At 73.1% G+C, this 21,153-nt stretch carries 23 protein-coding genes; 22 read left to right on the top strand and 1 reads right to left on the bottom strand.

Annotated elements, in window-relative coordinates:
- Positions 1-41: 41 nt before the first annotated feature.
- The 22 genes from ACIQF6_RS26505 to ACIQF6_RS26400 all read left to right on the top strand — a co-directional run bounded on the left by ACIQF6_RS26505 (position 42) and on the right by ACIQF6_RS26400 (position 20,258).
- Positions 42-260, top strand: coding sequence for a ubiquitin-like protein Pup (locus tag ACIQF6_RS26505; protein WP_035868822.1), 219 nt, complete (start codon positions 42-44; stop codon positions 258-260).
- Positions 261-438: 178 nt separating this feature from the next.
- Positions 439-1,284 (top strand): proteasome subunit beta, encoded by an 846-nt coding sequence (gene prcB / locus ACIQF6_RS26500; RefSeq protein WP_400899238.1) that lies wholly within the window; start codon positions 439-441, stop codon positions 1,282-1,284.
- A gap of 32 nt (positions 1,285-1,316) precedes the next feature.
- Positions 1,317-2,063, top strand: coding sequence for a proteasome subunit alpha (prcA, locus tag ACIQF6_RS26495; RefSeq protein ID WP_400899236.1), 747 nt, complete (start codon positions 1,317-1,319; stop codon positions 2,061-2,063).
- A 98-nt stretch (positions 2,064-2,161) separates the two neighbouring features.
- A complete protein-coding gene (gene pafA, locus ACIQF6_RS26490) occupies positions 2,162-3,523 on the top strand; it encodes a Pup--protein ligase (protein ID WP_400899234.1) in 1,362 nt (453 codons plus the stop codon).
- 78 nt (positions 3,524-3,601) lie between these two features.
- Positions 3,602-4,588, top strand: a complete 987-nt coding sequence (locus ACIQF6_RS26485) for an FKBP-type peptidyl-prolyl cis-trans isomerase (RefSeq protein WP_400899232.1) — start codon at positions 3,602-3,604, stop codon at positions 4,586-4,588.
- Between the two features lie 115 nt (positions 4,589-4,703).
- Positions 4,704-6,014 carry an FKBP-type peptidyl-prolyl cis-trans isomerase gene (locus tag ACIQF6_RS26480; protein WP_400899230.1) on the top strand — a complete coding sequence of 437 codons (1,311 nt, stop codon included), beginning with the start codon at positions 4,704-4,706 and terminating at the stop codon, positions 6,012-6,014.
- 60 nt (positions 6,015-6,074) lie between these two features.
- Entirely contained in the window at positions 6,075-6,446 is a 372-nt protein-coding gene (locus tag ACIQF6_RS26475) for an FKBP-type peptidyl-prolyl cis-trans isomerase (RefSeq protein WP_400899228.1), read from the top strand.
- 117 nt (positions 6,447-6,563) lie between these two features.
- The gene (locus tag ACIQF6_RS26470) at positions 6,564-7,538 is read left to right on the top strand and encodes a helix-turn-helix transcriptional regulator (protein WP_400899226.1); all 975 of its coding nucleotides are present in this window, start codon (positions 6,564-6,566) and stop codon (positions 7,536-7,538) included.
- 26 nt (positions 7,539-7,564) lie between these two features.
- Complete coding sequence (locus tag ACIQF6_RS26465; protein ID WP_400899381.1) at positions 7,565-8,491, top strand: helix-turn-helix transcriptional regulator; 927 nt, start codon at positions 7,565-7,567, stop codon at positions 8,489-8,491.
- Positions 8,492-8,496: 5 nt separating this feature from the next.
- On the top strand, positions 8,497-8,727 hold the full coding sequence (locus tag ACIQF6_RS26460; protein ID WP_400899224.1) for a hypothetical protein: 231 nt from the start codon (positions 8,497-8,499) through the stop codon (positions 8,725-8,727).
- A gap of 28 nt (positions 8,728-8,755) precedes the next feature.
- Complete coding sequence (locus ACIQF6_RS26455) at positions 8,756-8,911, top strand: hypothetical protein (protein WP_400899222.1); 156 nt, start codon at positions 8,756-8,758, stop codon at positions 8,909-8,911.
- A 134-nt stretch (positions 8,912-9,045) separates the two neighbouring features.
- A complete protein-coding gene (gene tatA / locus ACIQF6_RS26450) occupies positions 9,046-9,312 on the top strand; it encodes a Sec-independent protein translocase subunit TatA (RefSeq protein WP_400899220.1) in 267 nt (88 codons plus the stop codon).
- Between the two features lie 100 nt (positions 9,313-9,412).
- Entirely contained in the window at positions 9,413-10,288 is an 876-nt protein-coding gene (gene tatC / locus ACIQF6_RS26445; protein ID WP_400899380.1) for a twin-arginine translocase subunit TatC, read from the top strand.
- 256 nt (positions 10,289-10,544) lie between these two features.
- On the top strand, positions 10,545-11,699 hold the full coding sequence (locus ACIQF6_RS26440; protein ID WP_400899218.1) for an NAD(P)/FAD-dependent oxidoreductase: 1,155 nt from the start codon (positions 10,545-10,547) through the stop codon (positions 11,697-11,699).
- 513 nt (positions 11,700-12,212) lie between these two features.
- Positions 12,213-12,521, top strand: coding sequence for a (2Fe-2S)-binding protein (locus tag ACIQF6_RS26435; protein ID WP_400899216.1), 309 nt, complete (start codon positions 12,213-12,215; stop codon positions 12,519-12,521).
- Positions 12,502-13,905, top strand: coding sequence for an NAD(P)/FAD-dependent oxidoreductase (locus tag ACIQF6_RS26430; RefSeq protein ID WP_400899214.1), 1,404 nt, complete (start codon positions 12,502-12,504; stop codon positions 13,903-13,905). Before ACIQF6_RS26435 ends, ACIQF6_RS26430 begins: the two co-directional genes overlap by 20 nt.
- Before the next feature lie 117 nt (positions 13,906-14,022).
- Positions 14,023-14,886: a dihydrodipicolinate synthase family protein gene (locus ACIQF6_RS26425; RefSeq protein ID WP_400899378.1), complete on the top strand. Its 864-nt coding sequence runs from the start codon at positions 14,023-14,025 to the stop codon at positions 14,884-14,886.
- An 85-nt stretch (positions 14,887-14,971) separates the two neighbouring features.
- Entirely contained in the window at positions 14,972-15,979 is a 1,008-nt protein-coding gene (locus ACIQF6_RS26420; RefSeq protein ID WP_400899212.1) for a proline racemase family protein, read from the top strand.
- A gap of 39 nt (positions 15,980-16,018) precedes the next feature.
- On the top strand, positions 16,019-17,401 hold the full coding sequence (locus ACIQF6_RS26415) for an aldehyde dehydrogenase family protein (RefSeq protein ID WP_400899210.1): 1,383 nt from the start codon (positions 16,019-16,021) through the stop codon (positions 17,399-17,401).
- Between the two features lie 157 nt (positions 17,402-17,558).
- On the top strand, positions 17,559-18,566 hold the full coding sequence (locus tag ACIQF6_RS26410; protein ID WP_400899208.1) for a proline racemase family protein: 1,008 nt from the start codon (positions 17,559-17,561) through the stop codon (positions 18,564-18,566).
- 26 nt (positions 18,567-18,592) lie between these two features.
- The gene (locus tag ACIQF6_RS26405) at positions 18,593-19,537 is read left to right on the top strand and encodes an ornithine cyclodeaminase family protein (protein WP_400899206.1); all 945 of its coding nucleotides are present in this window, start codon (positions 18,593-18,595) and stop codon (positions 19,535-19,537) included.
- A gap of 43 nt (positions 19,538-19,580) precedes the next feature.
- Complete coding sequence (locus ACIQF6_RS26400) at positions 19,581-20,258, top strand: GntR family transcriptional regulator (RefSeq protein WP_400899204.1); 678 nt, start codon at positions 19,581-19,583, stop codon at positions 20,256-20,258.
- A gap of 7 nt (positions 20,259-20,265) precedes the next feature.
- On the opposite strand, the gene ACIQF6_RS26395 is transcribed toward ACIQF6_RS26400, so the two are convergent.
- A complete protein-coding gene (locus ACIQF6_RS26395) occupies positions 20,266-20,874 on the bottom strand; it encodes a flavin reductase family protein (RefSeq protein WP_400899202.1) in 609 nt (202 codons plus the stop codon).
- Positions 20,875-21,153: the final 279 nt, after the last annotated feature.

Genomic DNA, 21,153 nt, shown 5'->3' with positions numbered 1-21,153 from the left:
CGAGCGTTGTACGGGAACACCGAGCGAGCGGGGTGAGGAAAATGGCGGAGAAGGACACCGGCGGCGGCCAGCAGCGGGCCAGCCGCTCCTCCGAGGAGGTCGAGGAGCAGGCCGCGGAAACCCAGGCCTCGGACGACCTCAAGGAGCGTCAGGAAAAGCTCAGCGACGACGTCGACGCAGTACTGGACGAAATCGACGAAGTCCTGGAATCCAACGCCGAGGATTTCGTGCGCGGATTCGTGCAGAAGGGCGGCGAGTGAGAGGGGGCAACCCCTTTCCACCGGAATAGAGCACGGCGAGCGCCGCAGGTGTGCCCTGAGCGCGCCTGCGGCCTCGCCTTCTCTGTCCTCCGGGACCGAAAACGTGGATCCGGCCCCCGGAACGGGTAGGGTCCGGGGCACAACTCCAACTTTGGATCTTCGATCTGGAAGGACACGTGTGGAAGCCAACCTCAGTGGCACCGGGCGTCTACCGGCTGCCTTCCTCACCCCCGGTTCCTCCTCGTTCATCGACTTCCTCGACAGCCACGCGCCGCAGCTGCTCCCCGGCCGGCGGCAGCTGCCCGAGGGCCTGACGATCGAGGCGCCGCACGGCACCACCATCGTGTCCGCGGTCTTCGACGGCGGCGTGGTGCTCGCCGGCGACCGCCGGGCCACCATGGGCAACGTCATCGCCCAGCGCGACATGGAGAAGGTCTTCCCGGCCGACGAGTACAGCGCGGTCGGCATCGCCGGCACCGCCGGCCTGGCGATCGAGATGGTGCGCCTGTTCCAGCTGGAACTGGAGCACTACGAGAAGATCGAGGGCACCGTGCTCTCCTTCGAGGGCAAGGCCAACCGGCTCACCACCATGATCCGGTCCAACCTGGCGATGGCCATGCAGGGCCTCGCCGTGGTCCCGGTCTTCGCCGGCTACGACCTCGACCTCGGCCGCGGCCGGATCTTCACCTACGACGTCACCGGCGGCCGCTCCGAGGAGCGGGCGGGCTTCGCCGCCACCGGCTCCGGCTCGGTCTTCGCCCGCGGCGCGATGAAGAAGCTCTACCGGGAGGGGATGACCGCCGAACAGGCCGCCACCCTCACCGTCCAGGCGCTGTACGACGCCGCCGACGACGACTCGGCGACCGGCGGCCCGGACCTCGCCCGCAAGATCTTCCCGATCGTCACGCTGATCACCGAGGACGGCTTCCGCCGGCTCGGCGAGGAAGAGGTCACCGCGATCGCGGTCTCCATCACCGACCAGCGGCGCGAGAACCCCAACGGCCCGCAGGCCCCGCTGCTCTGAATCCGCCTCAACCACCCGAAGGGAGACCGGCGGTGTCCACGCCGTTCTACGTCTCGCCCCAGCAGGCCATGGCGGACCGCGCGGAGTACGCCCGCAAGGGCATCGCCCGCGGACGCAGCGTGGTCGTGCTCACCTACGCCGACGGCATCGTGTTCGTCGCGGAGAACACCTCCCGCGCCCTGCACAAGGTCTCCGAGATCTACGACAAGATCGCGTTCGCCGCGGTCGGCCGCTACAACGAGTTCGAGAACCTGCGGATCGGCGGCGTGCGCTACGCCGACCTGCGCGGCTACTCCTACGACCGGGCCGACGTCACCGCCCGCGGCCTGGCCAACGTGTACGCCCAGACCCTGGGCACCATCTTCTCCTCGGTCGGGGAGAAGCCCTACGAGGTCGAGCTGATCGTCGCCGAGGTCGGCCGCACCGACGCCGACGACCAGATCTACCGGCTCACCCCCGACGGCTCGGTGGTCGACGAGAAGAACGCCGTCGTGGTCGGCGGCAACGCCGACTCCATCGGCAACTACCTCGGCCAGCGCCACCGGGCCGGCCTGTCCCTCGCCGAGGCGCTGAAGCTGGCCGTCGACGGCCTGGCCCGCGACCCCAACGGCGGCACCCCGCGCACCCTGACGCCCGAACAGCTGGAGGTCGCCGTCCTCGACCGCCAGCGGGTCCAGCAGCGCAAGTTCAAGCGCATCCTGGGCAGCCAGCTGACCAGGCTGCTCAGCGGCGACGAGAGCGCCGCCGCGGACGAGGACGAGGCGTCCGACACCGAATGACCGCGTCCGACGGCCCGCCCCCTGCCGGGCGGGCCGCCTGACGATCCATCACCGCACCGAAGGGTTTCACGGAGCTTCCCACAGAGAAGAGTCGCCATATGGACCGCCGAATTTTCGGGATCGAGAACGAGTACGGCGTCACCTGCACCTTCCGCGGCCAGCGCCGCCTGTCGCCGGACGAAGTCGCCCGCTACCTCTTCCGCCGTGTCGTCTCCTGGGGCCGCAGCAGCAACGTCTTCCTGAAGAACGGCGCCCGCCTCTACCTCGACGTCGGCTCCCACCCCGAGTACGCCACCCCCGAGTGCGACGACGTGGTCGAGCTGGTCACCCACGACAAGTCCGGCGAGCGGATCCTCGAAGGGCTGCTGGTGGACGCCGAGCGGCGGCTGCACGAGGAAGGCATCGCCGGCGACGTCTACCTCTTCAAGAACAACACCGACTCCGCCGGGAACTCCTACGGCTGCCACGAGAACTACCTGGTGGCCCGGCACGGCGAGTTCTCCCGGCTGGCGGACGTGCTGATCCCGTTCCTGGTGACGCGCCAGCTGATCTGCGGCGCCGGCAAGGTCCTGCAGACCCCGCGCGGGGCGGTCTACTGCGTCAGCCAGCGCGCCGAGCACATCTGGGAGGGCGTCAGCTCCGCGACCACCCGCTCCCGCCCCATCATCAACACCCGCGACGAGCCGCACGCCGACGCCGAGCGCTACCGCCGCCTGCACGTCATCGTCGGCGACTCCAACATGTCGGAGACCACCACGCTGCTCAAGGTCGGCGCCACCGACCTGGTGCTGAGGCTGATCGAGGCCGGCGTGGTGATGCGCGACCTGACGCTGGAGAACCCGATCCGGGCGATCCGCGAGGTCAGCCACGACCTGACGGGCACCCACCAGGTCCGGCTCGCCAACGGCCGGGAGGCCAGCGCCCTGGAGATCCAGGAGGAGTACTACACCAAGGCGCTGGAGTTCGCCGACCGCAAGGGCCTCAACGAGGGCACCGTGGCCCGCGTCCTCGACCTGTGGGGCCGCACCCTGGAGGCGGTGCGCACCGAGGATCTCGGCAAGGTCGGCACCGAAATCGACTGGATCATGAAGTACCAGCTGATCGAGAAGTACCGCGCCAAGCACCAGATGACCATGTCCAACCCGCGGGTCGCCCAGATCGACCTCGCGTACCACGACATCCACCGCCGCCGCGGGCTGTTCTACCTGCTGCAGAAGAACGGCAAGGCGCAGCGGGTCACCAACGACCTGCTCACCTTCCAGGGCAAGTCGGTGCCCCCGCAGACCACCCGGGCCCGGCTGCGCGGCGACTTCATCCGGCGCGCCCAGGAGCAGCGCCGCGACTTCACCGTCGACTGGGTGCACCTGAAGCTGAACGACCAGGCGCAGCGCACCGTGCTGTGCAAGGACCCGTTCCGGTCGGTGGACGAGCGGGTGGAGAAGCTGATCGCCGGAATGTGAGCGACGCGTTGACGGTCCGTCGGAGGCGCGCCCGAGTGCCTCCGACGGACCGGACGAATCCGGCCATACGCTGACCTCATGCGTCGAATCGCCTGCCTGCTCTCCGTGCCCCTCGCTGCCGTGCTGCTGACCGCGTGCGGCGGCGGTTCCGGCAAGTCCGCCGGGGAGACGCCCTCGTCGACCGCCTCGCCGATGGAGGTGCCGAGCCCGGTGGCGTCCGCCTCGCCGATGCCCACGATCAGTGGGGAGTTCGGCTCGAAGGCGACGATCACGCTGCCCGGCGGCCAGCCGAGCGGGCAGTTCGTGGTGAACACCGAGACCGAGGGCACCGGGGCGACGGTCAACAAGAACGACTGGGTGACCGTCAACTACACCGCCAAGGACTGGACCAGCGGCAAGGACCTGACCAGTTCCTACGACTCCGGCGGCAAGCCGCAGCTGTACCAGGCGGGCAGCGGGCAGCTGGTGCCGGCGTTCGACGTGAGCGTGGAGGGCAAGAAGGTCGGCAGCCGGCTGGTGGTGGTGGCCCCGCCGGCCGCCGGGTTCGGCAGCCAGGGCTCGACGGCGCTCGGCGTCGGCAAGGACGACACCGTGGTGTTCGTGCTCGACCTCATGCAGTCGGTGCCGCAGGACTCGACCGTCTCCGGGCAGGTCACCGAGCCGCCGTCGAACGCCCCGCAGGTCAAGGACAACGGCAAGGCCGCGCCCACCATCACCGTCCCCTCCGGCGAGCAGCCGCCCGCGGACCTGCAGCAGTACGTGCTGATCAAGGGCAACGGGCCCGAGGTGAAGTCCGGCCAGACCCTGGTGGTCCAGTACACCGGCGTGACCTGGGCCGACGGCAAGCAGTTCGACTCCTCGTGGAACCACGGCGGGGCGCAGGCGCTGCAGGTCGGCACCGGAAGTCTGATCAAGGGCTGGGACCAGGGGCTGGTCGGCAAGACCGTCGGCAGCCGGGTGATGCTGGTCGTCCCGCCGTCGCTGGGCTACGGCGACAAGGCCAGTGGCGCGATCCCGGCGAACTCCACCCTGGTGTTCGTGATCGACATCCTGGAAGCTGTCTGATCACTGCCTGGACGCGGGGCCAGTACCGGACCGACCGGCTCTCATGCCGACCTGACATACTGCTGCCCCGCAACCAGTGGTACACGCGTCGTCGGGCGAGATGAATTGGGGAGTCATGTCTGAGAAGCCGTCGAGCCCGGGCGAGGCCGACAACACCGGGCAGCAGCGTCCGGGAGGCCGCGAGTCGATCGTGGTGTCCCCGGAGGTGCTGTCCCAGGCCGGCTGGACGCCGCCGGCCACCGCGGGCACGGCCCCCGGGTACGGGGACGCGCCCGCGTACGAGCCCACCCCGGCGGTCGGCAGCACCGAGGCGCAGCAGGTCTTCGCCTCCACGCAGCGCAAGGTCGACCCGTCGGAGGCCGGCTACAACGAGGACCCGGGCAGCTCCGGCCGCCTCGGTGCGATCCTCGGCACGATCCTCGTGGTCCTGCTGATCGGTTCCGGGATCACCATGTACGAGGTCAACAAGGACAGCGGCAAGCCCGCCTCCAAGTCGGACGCGGCGAAGCCCGCCGCCACCGACACGCCCACCCAGGACCCGGTGCCGCCGATCAAGGACAGCGCCAAGGCGCTGCCCACGGTGGCCGGCGACTTCGGCTCCAAGGCGACCATCACCGTGCCGCAGGACCAGCCGGACGGCACGTTCGTGGTCAAGGAGCTGTCCGCGGGCACCGGCCCGAAGGTCGAAAAGGGCAACTGGGTGTCCGTCGACTACACCGCGATGGACTGGAACACCGGTAAGGAGATCCCCGGCTCGTACGGCGACCAGGGCGGCAAGCCGCAGCTGTACCAGGCCGAGGCCGGCAAGCTGATCCCCGCGCTGGACAAGGCCGTCTCCGGCCACAAGGCCGGCAGCCGGGTGCTGGTGGTCGCCCCGCCCGCCGCCGCGTTCGGCGCGCAGGGCAACAGCCAGCTCGGCATCGCCGCCACCGACAGCCTGGTCTTCGTGCTCGACATCCGGCAGGCCACCGCGCCCGACGCGGTGCTCAGCGGCGAGATGACCGCCCCGCCGGCCGACATGCCGCAGGTCAAGGACAACGGCAAGAAGCCGTTCGACATCACGCCCGTCCCCGGCGTCGCCGACCCGACCGAGCTGAAGTCGCACGTCCTGATCCAGGGCAAGGGCCGCAAGGTCGAGACCGGTGAGAAGGTCGTCGTCCAGTACACCGGCGCGCTGTACAAGGACGGCAAGAAGTTCGACTCCTCGCTCGACCGCGGCCAGGCGTTCACCTTCGCCACCGGCGCCGGCAGCGTCATCGAGGGCTGGGACAAGGGCGTCGTCGGCCAGAACATCGGCAGCCGCATCGAACTGGTCATCCCCGCCTCGCTGGCGTACAAGGACCAGGCCAGCAACGGCATTCCGGCGAACTCCACCCTGGTGTTCGTGATCGACATCCTGGACGCCGGCGTCGGCGGCGAGGACTGACCGGCTGCCGCCGTTGTCTAGGATGAGCAGCGTTCACGCAACCGAACGAGAAGAGCAACAGTGAGCCTGACCAAGCCGGAGATCGACTTCCCGGGCGGCGACGCCCCGACCGAGCTCCAGATCCGCGACATCGTGGTCGGCGACGGCGCCGAGGCCAAGGCCGGAGCGGTCGTCGAGGTCCACTACGTCGGTGTCACCTTCGCCTCCGGCGAGGAGTTCGACGCGTCCTGGAACCGCGGCCAGACCTTCCGCTTCCCGCTGGGCGCGGGCCGCGTCATCAAGGGCTGGGACCGGGGCGTCGAGGGCATGCGCGTCGGCGGCCGCCGCGAGCTGATCATCCCGCCGGCCCTGGCCTACGGGAACCAGTCCCCGAGCCCGCTGATCCCGGCCGGCTCCACCCTGATCTTCGTGGTGGACCTGCTGGGCGTCTGACCTCGGACGCACCACCGAACCCCCGGTTCCGCTCGGAGCCGGGGGTTCGGCTTTCGCCCAGCGTGTCCGGACCGGTACGGTCAGGCGGGTCACCCCCGATCGGAGGAAAGGTCAGCGATGGCGATCGCCAAGGCAGAGCGGCTGATGAACCTCGCCCTGTGCCTGATGAACACCAGGCGTCCGCTCTCCAAGAAAGAGCTGCGCGAGTCCGTCGAGGCGTACCGGGAGGCCTGGCAACAGGGCTCCGAGGACGCCTTCAACCGGATGTTCGAGCGCGACAAGGACGACCTGCGCGAACTCGGCCTGATCATCGACGTGGACGAGAACGCGCTCGACGGCGAAGTGGGCTACCTCGCCCGCCGCGACCGCAACCGCCTCCCCGAGATCGCCCTGGACGCCGAGGAGGCCGCCGCGCTCACCCTCGCCGCCCGGGTCTGGCAGCAGGCCAAGATGTCCGGCGCGGCCAGCGGCGCCCTGCAGAAGCTGCGGGCCGCCGGCGTCCCGTTCGCCGAGGAGCGCGAGCACGGCGCGCTGGAGCCGCGGATCCCCGGCCGGGAGGCCGCGTTCGAGCCGCTGCTGGTCGCCGCCCGCGACCGGCGGCCCGTCACCTTCGACTACCGCAAGGCCGGCGCCGCGACCGCCGGGCCGCGCTCGGTCGAGCCGTGGGCGCTGGAGTGCTGGCGCGGCCACTGGTACCTGGCCGGCTTCGACCGCGACCGCGGCTCCGCCCGGGTGTTCCGGCTGTCCCGGATCACCGGCAAGGTCCGCTCCCGGGCCGGCGCGTTCACCGGCGACGTCCCCGAGCACGTCGACGTGCGCGCGGTGGTCGCCCGGTTCGCCGGCGAGGGCGCGACCGCCGTCGCCGCCGTCCGGGTCCGCCGGGGCGCCGCCTACCCGCTGCGCCAGCGTGCGCTGGACACCCGGCCGGTGGACGCCGACTGGGACGAGCTGGACATCCCGTACGGCAACGGCCTGGGCGCCGACCTGGCCGAGTACGGTCCCGACGTCATCGTGATCGGCCCCGAGGACCTGCGGGCCGACGTCATCGACCGGCTGCGCGCCGTCGCCGGTCTCGCGGAGGTGCAGGCGTGAGTAATGCGATCGACCAGACGCGGCGGATGCTGTCGCTGGTCACCTACCTGCGCGAGCGGCCCGGGGCCGAGGTCGCCGAGGTGGCCCGGGCGTTCGGGATCACCGAGCGCGAACTGATCGGCGACCTCAACGTGCTGCCGATGTGCGGCACGTCGTTCCGCGGCGGCGACCTGCTCGACATCGACACCGACGGCGAGCGGATCTGGTGGCACAACGTGGACGACGTCGCCCAGCCGCTGCGGCTGGCCGCCGACGAGGCCACCGCGCTGCTGGTCGCCGCCCGCGCCGTGGCCGGCCTGCCCGGCCTGCGCGAACGGGACCGGCAGGCGCTCACCCGGGCCGTCGCCAAGATCGAGGACGCGGCCGGCGAGAGCGCCGAGTCCGCCGCCCGGATCGGCGTCACCTTCGAGGCCGAGGGCACCGTCTTCGCCGACATCGACCGGGCGCTCAGCGAGGGCCGGCTGATCTGGCTGCGCTACTGGTCGCACGGCCGCGGCGAGCTCACCGAGCGCGAGGTCGACCCGATCCGGCTGGTCACCGAGGGCCACACGTACCTGGAGGGCTGGTGCCGCACCTCCGAGGACCGGCGCACCTTCCGGCTCGACCGGATCGCCGAGATCAAGGTCCTCGAGGAGCCCGCCAACCCGCCCCGCCTCCAGCCGCGCGACCTGTCCGCAGGCATGGTCGCGCCCGACGCGGACGACCCGCAGGTGGTGGTCGAGGTCGGCCCCGGCGGCCGCTGGGTCGCCGAGTACTACACCCACGACAGCGCCGAGGAGCTGCCCGACGGCGGCCTGCGGATCACCCTGCGCTCCGCCGAGCCGTCCGGCCTGCGCACCCTCGCGCTGCGGCTCGGCCGGGACGGCCGGATCACCGCGCCGCCGCAGCTCGCCGAACAGGCCCGCACCGCCGCGCTGGCCGCGCTGGAGCACTACCGGGACGGACAGGTCTGAACCACGTGACCGAGGGCACCAGATTCAAGGTGTACTGCTCGCAGTGCCGGGAGAAGGTCGAGCTCCCGGCCCCCGAGTTCCGGCTGGCGCTCGGCGCCAGCCGGGAGCGCACCTTCTACAGCTTCACCTGCCCGGCCTGCGGCGCGTCCGTCCGCAAGATCGCCGGGGAGCGGATCGTCGCCGCGCTCACCGCAGCCGGCGTGCACACCATGCGGCTGCTGCCGGTCGAGGGGTAGTCGGAGTTCTGAAAGGTTCCGCACGCACATGAACTGGACCCTGGTCGGCGCCGTCCTGCTGTCCACCGCCGGGCTGCTGGTGCTCGGCGTGCTCGCCGTCCGGCTCTGGCTGGACGCCCGGGCGCTGACCCGCGAGGTGGACGGCGCGGTCGCCGCGTTGCAGCGGGCGGCCGAGAAGAGCTGAGCGTGCGGGCCCGGTCGCCGATCGTCGGGGACCGGGTTCCCGCCGCGACACTCCGAGCGGCTACCATCGCCCGCAGGGGGGAGCTCTGCCTCCCGGACCTCCCGGACGTCCCGGACAAGGAAGGCGGTGCTCCGATGCGGATTCTGTCTCCCGCCTCGCTGCTGATCGTCGTGGTGTTCGCCGTGCTGCTGTTCGGCGGCAAGCGGCTGCCCGACGTGGCACGGGGGATCGGGCGGTCCCTGCGGATTCTCAAGAGCGAGGGCAAGGCGCTGCGCGGCGAGTTCGCGGCCGGCGCCCAGGCTCCGGCGGCTCCGCCCGCGGCCCCCGCCACGGAGCCGGAGCGGGTGGTCAAGTCCGCTCCCGGCGCCTCCGGATCCTCCCGCACCGACCGGGCCGGCTGAACCGTACGGCCTGCACCACTTCGACCACTACCGACGAGCGCACGATTCGAGGACCGGGTTGAGCAAGACGACCAAAGCGCCCAAGGACCCTGAGGGGCGGATGGCGCTGGCCGACCATCTGCGCGAGCTGCGCAACCGGCTGGTCAAATCGGTGCTGGCGATCATCGTGCTCACGATCGTCGCGGCGTTCTACCACCGGCAGCTGGTGGACTTCCTGATCAAGCCGCTGCCGGCGTGCGAGCCGGGCGGGACGCTGCCCGCCGGCCTCAAGCACTGCGTGGAGATCTCCACCATCGGTCTGACGACGCCGTTCACCGTCGCGCTGAAGGTCAGCCTCACCGCCGGTGTGGTGGCCGCCACCCCGGTCTGGCTGTACCAGCTGTGGAAGTTCGTGGCACCCGGCCTGCACCAGCACGAGAAGCGCTACTCGGTCACGTTCCTGGCGCTCGGCACGCCGCTGTTCCTGGCCGGCGCGGTGCTCGCGTACGTGATCATGCCGACCACGGCGATGATGCTGATCAGCTTCATCGCGGACGGCGTCAAGGCGATCGTGCCGGTGGAGACGTACCTCGACCTGATCACCCGCATGGTGCTGGTGTTCGGCCTGGGCTTCGAGCTGCCGCTGTTCCTGGTGATGCTGAACCTGATCGGCATCCTCTCCGGCAAGCGGCTGCTGGGCTGGTGGCGGGGCTTCGTGATGGGCATCACCGTGTTCGCGGCGTTCGCCACCCCGTCCACCGACCCGCTGTCGATGCTGGCGCTGGCCGCGCCGCTCTGGCTGCTGTACTTCCTGGCGGCCGGGATCGCGCTGCTCAACGACCGGCGCAAGCTGGCCCGCAACCCGGACGCCCTGCTGGACGACGAGGAGGCCTCCCAGGTCGACCTGACGGTGGATGCCGTCGAGGACGCCGAGACGGTGGGCGCGGTCGAGCCGGTGCAGGCCGGACGTCGCGACCAGATCGACGACATCACCTGATTCGCGGGAACCGCCGCTCTGTCGACGGCCCCGGACCTGACGGTCCGGGGCCGTTCGGCGTTCTCGGTGCCGGGCGGTGCGACGGTTCCGGTGCGGTCCGGTTCTTCGGGTGCGGGGGATCGGGGCTGTCCGGCACTTCGGGCGTGGGGGGCTGTCCGGTTCTTCGGGTGCGGGGGTCGTCCGGTTCTTTGGGTGCGGGGGATCGGGGCTGGTGGGGGGCTTGTCGGTGCTTCTGGACATGTGACATATTACTGAGGTGCTGAAGCGAACCTCCTACGACGTCGTGGTGGTCGGCGCCGGCGTGGTCGGCGCCGCGTGCGCCTACTACGCGGCCCGGGCCGGACTGCGGGTCGCCGTCGTCGACCGCGGCCCGGTGGCCGGCGGGACCACCGGCGCCGGCGAGGGCAACCTGCTGGTCTCCGACAAGGAACCCGGGCCCGAGCTGGAGCTGGCGCTGCTGTCCACCGCGCTGTGGCGGGAGCTGGCCGAGGAGTTCGGCGACCGCGTCGAGTACGAGCCCAAGGGCGGGCTGGTGGTCGCCTCCGCGCCGGCCGGGCTGGACGCCCTGAACGGCTTCGCGCGGAAGCAGCGGGCGGCCGGGGTGGAGGCCGTTCCGGTCGCCGCGGAGGCGTTGCGCGAGCTGGAGCCGCACCTCGCCGAGGGTCTGCCCGGCGGCGTGCTGTACCCGCAGGACGCGCAGGTCCAGCCCGCGCTGGCCGCCGCCCACCTGCTGCGCGCCTCCGGCGCCGAGCGGTACCTGGACGAGGCCGTCACGGCGGTGCGACGAGGCTCCGACGGGGCGGTCACGGGTGTGGTCACCACGCGCCGGGAGCTGGCCGCGCCCGCGGTCGTCAACGCGGCCGGCACCTGGGGCGGCGCGGTGGCCGAGCTGGCCGGGGTCCGGCTGCCGGTGCTCCCGCGGCGCGGCTTCGTGCTGGTCACCGAGCCGCTGCCGCGCATCGTCCGCCGCAAGGTGTACGCCGCCGACTACGTCGCCGACGTCGCCTCCGGCTCGGCGGACCTCCAGTCCTCCGCGGTCGTCGAGGGCACCCCCGCCGGTCCGGTGCTGATCGGCGCCAGCCGGGAGCGGGTCGGCTTCGACCGGACGCTGCGGCCCGAGGTGCTGCACCGGTTGGCCGCGCAGGCCGCGGCGCTGTTCCCGGTGCTGCGGACGACCCTCGTCCAACGCGCGTACCGGGGCTTTCGCCCGTATCTGCCCGACCACCTGCCCGCGATCGGCCACGACGCTCGGGTACCCGGTCTGTACCACGCGTGCGGCCACGAGGGGGCGGGGATCGGGCTGGCGCCGGCCACCGGGATGTTGATCGCCCGTCAACTGGTGGGTGCAGAGGCGGAGTTCGACCTGTCGCCGTTCCGGCCGGAGCGGTTCGACGAGACGGGCGAGGAGTAGGTGCGGGGGTCGGGCCGTGCTGTGGGTCGGGTGCGCGCGAGGGCGGCGGCGGGTGGCGGGACGGTGGTTGGGTCCGTTGCCGGGCCTGCGGCGCGATGCCGGTCGAGGCAGCCTGCGGCTGTCGGTGGGACTGCTGCCCGGGCGGTGGCGGGAAGTGCGGTGGGCCCGTCGGCGCTTCGCGCCGGGCGCGCGGCTTCGGTGGGGCAGTCGGTGCTGTGGGTCGGGTGCGCGCGAGGGCAGCGGGCGGGTGGCGGGTCGATCGGTCCTTCGGCGGCCGGGCGACGAGTATCGGCGCTGTGCGTCGGGCCTGCGGTGCGGTGCGGCGCGGGGTGTCGGCCGACGGTGTGTGGCCCGCTGCCGGGGCGGTGCCGGTCGGGGCAGCTGGTGGCCGGCGGGTGTGCCCGTCGGCGCTTCGCGCCGGGCGCGCGCGGCTTCGGTGCTGCGGGGTGCGTGTGCGGTGTTCGGTCGGGGGTCTCGGATGTGGCTGGTCAGTGTTGTCAGGGAGGTGTGAGCGTGGATCCGCTCGATCTGGTGGGGGCCGAGCCCGGCCCGGCGCGGGTGATCGTGTTCGACGGGCGGGCGGTGTCCGCGTTGCCCGGGCAGACGTTGGCGGCGGCGCTGTGGGCCGACGGCGTGGTGGCGTGGCGTACGACCCGGGTGGGTGGGCGGCCGCGCGGGGCGTTCTGCGGGATCGGGCAGTGCTTCGACTGCCTGGCGACCGTCAACGGGCGTCCCAATCAGCGGCTGTGTCTGGTGGTCGCCGAGGACGGCGACGTCGTCACCACCCAGGAGGGGCACGGGCATGACGAACTCGCGGTCTGAGCAGGTGCGGTACGACCTCGCGGTGATCGGTGCGGGCCCCGCCGGGCTGGCTGCCGCGGACGCCGCAGCCGGGTTCGGCCTGCGGGTCGCGCTGGTGGACGCGGGGGCGAGGCCCGGTGGGCAGTACTACCGGCACCCGGCGCCCGAACTGGGTGCGGCGCGGCCGGAGAAACTGCACCACGGGTGGCGGGCGTTCGCCGGGCTGCGCGAGCGGCTGGCGTCGGCGCCGCTGGTCGACCACCTGTCCGGGCACCACGTGTGGGCGGTGGAGCGGGGCGAGGACTGGACCCTGCACGCGACCCGTGGCCCGGAGGCCGGCGACCGGGCCACCGTCGTGGCCCGCTGCCTGCTGCTGGCCACCGGCGCGTACGAGCGTCAACTGCCTTTCCCCGGCTGGACGTTGCCCGGGGTGGTGACCGCAGGCGGGGCGCAGGCGATGCTGAAGTCCGGGCTGGTGCTGCCGGGCCGGCGGGTCGTGGTGGCGGGCAGCGGCCCGCTGCTGCTGGCCGCCGCGTCCTCGCTGGCCGCCGCCGGGGCGCGGATTCCCGCGATCGTGGAGGCGACCGACTACCTCGGGTACGCCCGTGGGCTGCCGGTGCTGGCCGGCAACGCCGCGAAGCTGGCCGAGGGCGCCGAGCACGCGGCCCGGCTGCTGCGGCACGGGGTGCGGCTGCGCCGCCGTGCCGCGGTCGTCGAGGCGCACGGCACCGACCGGATCACGGCCGTCACCGTGGCCCGGCTGGACGCCCGGTGGAAGCCGGTGCCGGGGACGGAGCGGCGGATCGCCTGCGATGCGCTGGCCGTCGGCCACGGGCTGGTCCCGCAGATCGACCTGGCCGTCGAGCTCGGCGCGGAGACCGTCGCCACCGCCGACGGCACGGCCGCGCTGCGGGTGGACGCCCAGCAGCGCACCAGCGTGCCCGGGCTGTGGGCGGCGGGGGAGACCTGCGGTGTCGGCGGCGCGGACCTGGCGCTCGCCGAGGGCGTGCTGGCCGCCCACTCGGTGGCCGGGAAGGCCGCTCCGGCACGGCAGTTGACGGTGCGTCGGCAGCGGCGGAGGTTCGCCGGGCTGATGGCCGCCGCGCACGCGCCCGGGCCGGACTGGACGGGCTGGGTGACCGACGACACCGACGTCTGCCGGTGCGAGGAAGTCCCGGCGCGGGCCGTCCGGGAGGCCGTCACCGAGCTCGGTGCGACCGACGCGCGGACCGTCAAACTGCTGACCCGGGCCGGCATGGGCTGGTGCCAGGGCCGGATGTGCGGGCCCGCGGTGGCCTGCCTGTCCGGCGGGCCGCTCGGCCGGCCCGACAGCCGGCCGCTGTCCTGCCCCGTCCCGCTGGCCCAACTGGCGCAGCAGGACGAGGCGGTGGGGCTCTCCGAGTAGAGCCCGGTGGGGCCTTGTGCGCCCCCGTCGACCACTTATAAAATGTCACACATCATATCGAGGGAGATCCCCGTGACTCGCACCGCCCACGACCCCGCCCGCCCCTGGCGCGGCATCATGGTCGCCACCACCCTGCCGTTCCACCAGGACGGCAGCGTGGACTACGACGCCTACGCCGAGCACGTCCGGTGGCTGATCGACAACGGCTGCGACGGCGTCGTCCCCAACGGCTCGCTCGGCGAGTACCAGACCCTCACCCCCGAAGAGCGCGCCAAGGTGGTCACCACCGCCGTCGAGGCCGCCGGCGACGGTGCGCGCGTGATGCCCGGCGTCGCCGCGTACGGCAGCGCCGAATCCCGCCGCTGGGCCGAACAGGCCGCCGAGGCCGGCGCCGGCTCCGTGCTGCTGCTCCCGCCGAACGCCTACCGCGCCGACCAGGACGCCGTCCGCGCCCACTACGCCGAGGTCGCCCGGGCCGGCCTGCCGATCGTCGCGTACAACAACCCGATCGACACCAAGGTCGACCTGGTCCCCGCGCTGCTCGCCGACCTGCACGCCGCCGGGCACATCGTCGCCGTCAAGGAGTTCTCCGGCGACGTCCGCCGCGCCTACGAGATCGCCGAACTCGCCCCCGGCCTCGACCTGCTGATCGGCGCCGACGACGTCCTGCTGGAGCTCGCCCTCGCCGGCGCGGTCGGCTGGATCGCCGGGTACCCCAACGCGCTGCCCGCCACCAGCGCCGAGCTGTACCACGCCGCCGTCGCCGGCGACCTGGCCACCGCGCTGCCGCTCTACAAGTCGCTGCACCCGCTGCTGCGCTGGGACTCCAAGACCGAGTTCGTCCAGGCCATCAAGCTCTCCATGGACCTGGCCGGCCGCACCGGCGGACCCACCCGCGCGCCGCGCCTGCCGCTGCGCCCCGGGATCGACGCCGCGGTGCGCGCCGCCACCGAGAAGGCGCTCGCCGAGGGCCACCGGTAGTCCGAAAAAGCCCCGGCCCCGGACCGGCGACCTCGGGGGCGCCCGGTCCGGGGCCGGACCACCAGCCGTCAGGAGAGGACCCGCGATGCGGACCCGCCACGTCTTCCACGCCGTCGACTCGCACACCGAGGGCATGCCCACCCGGGTGATCACCGGCGGCTTCGGCACCGTCCCCGGCGCCACCATGGCCGAGCGGCGCACCCACTTCCAGCAGCACCTGGACCACTTCCGCACCCTGCTGATGTACGAACCGCGCGGCCACGCCGCGATGAGCGGCGCCATCCTCCAGCCGCCCACCCGGCCGGACGCCGACTTCGGCGTGCTGTACATCGAGGTGTCCGGCCTGCTGCCGATGTGCGGCCACGGCACCATCGGCGTCGCCACCGTCCTGGTCGAGACCGGCATGGTCCCGGTGGTCGAACCCGTCACCACCGTCCGCCTGGACACCCCCGCCGGCCTGGTCGTCGCGGACGTCCAGGTGCAGGACGGCGCGGCGGTCGGCGTCACCATCCGCAACGTCGCCTCGTACGCGGTCGCCCTCGACCGCAAGCTCGACGTACCCGGGTACGGCACGGTGACGTACGACCTGGCGTACGGCGGCAACTACTACGCGATCCTGCCGCTGGAACAGTTCGGGCTGCCGTTCGAACGGGAGCGCAAGGACGACATCCTGGCGGCCGGGCTCGCCATGATGGACGCGATCAACGCCTCGCCGGAGCACCGCCCCGTGCACCCCGAGAACCCGTCCATCCACAGCTGCCACCACGTCCAGCTGCTCGCCCCCGGCTCCGACGCCGCCCACTCCCGGCACGCGATGGCCATCCACCCCGGCTGGTTCGACCGCTCCCCGTGCGGGACGGGCACCTCGGCGCGGATGGCCCAGCTGCACGCGCGGGGCGAGCTGGCGCTCGGCGCGGACTTCCGCAACGACTCCTTCCTGGGCACGACGTTCATCGGCCGCCTGGTGGAGGAGACTTCGGTGGCCGGCCTGCCCGCCGTGGTGCCGACCGTCACCGGGCGGGCCTGGCTGACCGGGACGGCGCAGTACTTCCTCGACCCGACGGATCCGTTCCCGGCCGGGTTTCAACTCTGACTGTCCGTCAATCCTGTTGTTGTGAAAGGTGTTTTGCTCGTGGTCACTGTCGACTCGTACAACCCTGCCGACCCCGACGACCTGGTGGTCTCCGCCCCCGCCGCGGGGGCCGGCGGGGTCGAGGAGGCGATCGCGCGGGCGCGGGTCGCGCAGCGGGAGTGGTGGGCGCTCGGAGCGGCGGGGCGGTCGGCGGCGCTCGGGCGGGCCGCGGCGGCCGTGGAGGCGGCGGCCGAGGAACTGGTCGCGCTGACGGTGCGTGAGGTCGGCAAGCCGCTCGCGGAGGCGCGCGGCGAGGTCGCGCGGACCGTCGCGATCTGGCGGTACTACGCGCAGGCGCCGTTCGCCGCGTCCGGCGAGGTGCACGAACCGGCCGCCGGGCAGGGCCTGCTGCTGACCCGGCGCCGGCCGTACGGCGTCGCCGGGCTGGTGACGCCGTGGAACTTCCCGCTGGCGATCCCGACCTGGAAGGCCGCGCCCGCGCTGGCCGTCGGCAACACCGTGGTGCTCAAGCCCGCCCCCGAGGCGACCGCGTGCGCGCTGCGCCTCGCCGAGCTGGCCGGCCTGCCGGACGGGGTGCTGACGGTGGTTCCCGGCGGCGGCGAGGAGGGCGCGGCGCTGGTCGCGGGCACCGACGTGGTGTCCTTCACCGGCTCGACCGCCGTCGGCCGGCAGGTGGTCGCGGCGGCCGCCGGGCGGGGCGTCCCCGTGCAGGCCGAGATGGGCGGCCTGAACGCCGCGCTCGTGCTCCCCGACGCCGACATCGCGCAGGCCGCCGCCCACCTGGCCTCGGCGATCGCCGGCTACGCGGGGCAGAAGTGCACCGCGACCAGCCGGGTGATCGCCGTCGGCGACGCGTACCAGCCGCTCGCGGAGGCCCTGGCCAAGGCGCTCGCGCAGCTCCCGGCCGCCGATCCGGCGCTGGCGGCCACCGCGTGCGGGCCGGTGATCAACCGTCAGGCGCTGACCCGGCTCACCGAGGCGATCTCCGGGGCGACGGCCGCCGGCGCGACGGTGCTGGCCGGCGGCGCCCGGCCCGCGGACCTGGCCGGCTGGTACCTGGAACCGACCCTGCTGGCCGGCGTCCCGGCCGAACACCCGCTGGCGAACGAGGAGTTCTTCGGCCCGGTCGCGGTGCTGCTGCCCGCCGCCGACCTGGACGAGGCGATCGCCCTGGCCAACGGGACCCGGCACAGCCTCTCCACCTCCGTCCACTCGCGCAGCCTGGACACCGCCCTGGCCGCCGCGGACCGGCTGGACGCGGGCATGATCCGGATCAACGCGCCCTCCAGCGGCGTGGACTACCACCTGCCGTTCGGCGGGGCGAAGGCCGCGTCGTACGGTTCCCGGGAGCAGGGCCAGGCGGTGCTGGACTTCTACACCGCCTCCCGGACCGTCAGCGTGCTGCCGGCCGAGGCGTACTGAGCCCCGGCGGGGCGGCGGCGGGGCGGTGGGGCGGTGACGGGGTGGCGTCGCGCCGGTGCGGGTCGTCCGGTTCTCCGTCAGCCGCGAAGTCTCGTACCGCCGGTGCGGCGTCCTCGTTCTGTTCCTCTGTCAGCGTGCGTCTCGTCATGGAGTCCTGATGAACATCACCACCACCGACTACCACACCGCCGGTGAGCCGTTCCGGATCGTCACCGGAGGCCTGCCGCCCGTCCCCGGGGACAGCGTCGCCGAGCGGCGGGCGATCGCCATTGGCGCGGGTGGGACGGCGACGTCGCCGCGGCGCAGCGCGTTGGACGATGTGCGGCGGCTGTTGACCCGGGAGCCGCGGGGGCACGCGGGGATGTACGGCGGGTTCGTCGTTCCGGCCGACGACGGGGAGGCGGACTTCGGGGTGCTGTTCTGGCACAAGGACGGGTACTCGACGGCGTGCGGGCACGGGACGATGGCGCTCGGGGCATGGGCGGTGGACACCGGGCAGGTGCCGGCGCCCGAGGACGGGACGGCGCTGGTGCGGATCGACGTCCCGTCGGGGCGGGTGACCGCGACGGTGCACCGGCGCGGCGGCCGCACCACCGCCGTGACGTTCCGGAACGTGCCCACCCGGGTGCTGGCGCGGAAGGTCGAACTGGCCACCTCCCGCGGGCCGGTGGCGGTCGACCTCGCGCACTCCGGCGCGGTCTACGCCTCGCTGCCGGCCGGCGCCCTCGGCCTGGCCGTCGCCCCGGAGCAGCTGCCCGAACTGACCGCCGCCGGGCGGGAGATCAGGGCCGCGCTGGAGGAGCACCCGGAGCTCGCCGAGTACCGGGACGGCGTCTACGGCGTCATCCTGTACGACGAACTGCCCGACACGCCGGCAGGCCCGCACCAGCGGAACGTCACCGTGTTCGCGGACGGCCAGATCGACCGCTCGCCGTGCGGGTCCGGCACCTCCGCCCGGCTGGCACTGCTCGCCGACGAGGGGACGCTCCGCCCGGAGCAGACGCTGCGGCACGACTCGATCATCGGCACGGTCTTCACCGGCCGGGTCCGCGAGCAGCGGCCGGACGGCGCGATCACCGAAGTCACCGGCAGTGCGCACCGTACCGGCGAGCACCGGTTCGTGCTGGACAGTGACGACACCCTCGGTGCGGGGTTCTTGCTGTGACCGAGCCTGCTGTGACCGAGCCTGCTGTGACCGAGCCTGCCGTGAAGGGTGCCTTGGAGTTGACGCTCGACCACCTTGCCGCCGTCGAGGCGCTGGAGCGCGCGCTGCTGGACGGGCTGGACGTGGAGAACTGCCCGCAGCGGTCCGCGGTGCCCGTGCCGGCGGGGGAGTTGCTGCTGATGCCCGCCGCCACCGGCGGGTACGCGGGCGTGAAGATCGCCGGGGTGGCGCCCGCCAACCCGGCCGTCGGCCTGCCCCGGATCACCGGCAGCTATCTGCTGCTGGACGGGCCGACCCTGCAACCGCTGGCCCTGCTGGACGGTGCGGCGCTCACCGCGCTGCGCACGCCCGCCGTCACCGCGCTCGCGCTGCGCGCCCTCGCGGGGCCGAAAGCCGCGCACCTGGTGGTGTTCGGCGCGGGCCCGCAGGCGTTCGGGCACGTCGCGGCGCTGCGCGCGGTGCTGCCGCTGGAACGCCTGACGGTGGTCGCCCGCCGACCCGGCCCGGCGGCCGAACTGGTGCGGTACGCCGACGGGTTGGGCCTGGACGCGGCGGTCGGCGGCGCGGCCGAGGTGGCCGGGGCGGACCTGGTGGTGTGCTGCACCACGGCGCGCACCCCGCTGTTCGACGGGCGGTCGGTGCCGGACGGCGCGGTGGTCGCGGCGGTCGGCTCGCACGAGCCGGACGCCCGCGAGGTGGACGCCCACCTGGTGGGCCGCGCCGACCTTTTCGTGGAGGCGCGGGCGGTGGCCCGGCGGGAGGCCGGGGACCTGCTGATGGCCGGGGCGGCGGAGAACCGGATGGTCAATCTGTCGGAACTGGTGACCGGCAGGGCGGTTGTCCGCCATGATCGGCCCAGGTTCTTCAAGAGCGTCGGCATGGCCTGGCAGGATCTGGCAGTGGCGGCGGCCCAGTACGGACTCGCGGATTCCGGCGAAAGCGGATCAAGGCGTTCACTCTCCGCAACGTGACATTGTACAATGGGGTTCTGCTGAAACCCCCGGAGGAACCGCCATGTCCGACCTGAAGCCCCGCAACCTCATCTCCGTCCAGGAGCGGCTGCGCGACCAGGTCGCCCACGCCCTGCGCGCCGCCCTGATCTCCGGTGAGCTGCGCCCCGGCGTGGTCTACTCCGCGCCGGCGCTGGCCGCCGACTTCGGAGTCTCCGCGACCCCCGTCCGGGAGGCGATGCTCGACCTGGCCCGCGAGGGCCTGGTCGAGGCCGTCCGTAACAAGGGCTTCCGGGTCACCGAGCTGAGCGACCGCGACCTCGACGAGTTCACCGAGATCCGCGCGCTGATCGAGGTCCCGACCGTCGGCCGGGTCGCCCGCACCGCTACCGCCGAACAACTGGAGGCGCTGCGCCCGCAGGCCGAGGCGATCGTCGCCGCCGCCCGCAAGCACGACCTGATCGGCTACCTGGAGGCCGACCGCCAGTTCCACCTGGACCTGCTCTCGCTCGCCGGTAACACCCGCCTGGTGGAGACCGTCGGCGACCTGCGCAAGCGCTCCCGCCTGTACGGCCTCAACCGGCTCGACCAGCGCGGCGAACTGGTCTCCTCCGCCGAGGAGCACCTCGAACTGCTGGACGTGCTGCTCACCGGCGACGCCAAGGCCGCCGAGGAGTGCATGACCCGCCACCTCGGCCACATCCGCCACCTGTGGGCGGCCGGCGAGCAGGCCGGGCGCTGACCGTCCGTCAGGCGGTGCGCGGGGTGCGGCTGCGCGCGGAGTGGCCGAGTTCCGAGCCCAGCCCGAAGTAGTGCCGGAAGTTGTACACCAGCGGGCTCCACGCGGCCGGCTCCACGTAGTCGGTGCCGGGCACGGTGATCGACTCGGCCGCGTGCACCCGCAGCACCTGCACCTCGGCCACCAGGAACTCGCCGGTGGCGTCCCGCCGCAGGTCCGCGACCCGGGCCTCCAGCTGGAGCGGGCACTCGGCGACCCGCGGCGGCGCGACCAGCTCCGCGGGCTGCGGCGTCAGCCCCGCGTACCCGAACTTGTCGCGGACGAAGTGCGCCGCGTCCGGCCGGCCGGTGGCGCCTCCGAGCAGCTCCACCTGCCGCCACAGCTCCGGCCCCGGCACGTTGAGCACCAGCTCCGGGCAGGCGGCGAGGTTACGGGAGCTCTGGCCGCTCGGCCCGAGGCCCAGCACCACGGTGCGGTCCAGTGCCCACGCGGAGGAGATCGGCGCCAGGTTGACCGCGCCGTCGCCGTCGACCGTGCTCAGCAGCACCACCGGGGTGCCGAAGTAGAGGATGTGCGGCTCCACCACGCGGTGTGCCAGGGACGTGCTGCCGTTGTTCATGGCACCGACCGTAGGCCGGGGACCGTTCGGCCGGCGCCGAAGTGTCTGCGCGGCACCGTGGGCGGGTGGGCATTTTGCTCGGCGTTCGCCGGTACGGGCGTTCGGGCGCGAAGTGGGGGTGCCGTGTGGCCCGCTGGGGCTGGGGGTGCGGGCTGGTCCGGCAAGGTCGGCCGGGTGGGCCGGTGGCCGGGGACCGTTCGGCCGGCGCCGAAGTGTCTGCGCGGCACCGTGGGCGGGTGGGCATTTTGCTCGGCGTTCGCCGGTACGGGCGTTCGGGCG

It is taken from the genome of Kitasatospora sp. NPDC092948 (genome assembly GCF_044754805.1).
Classification (GTDB): Bacteria; Actinomycetota; Actinomycetes; order Streptomycetales; family Streptomycetaceae; genus Kitasatospora.
The sequence above is the reverse complement of the archived record's forward strand: the minus strand, read 5'-3'. Positions and strand labels throughout refer to the sequence as shown.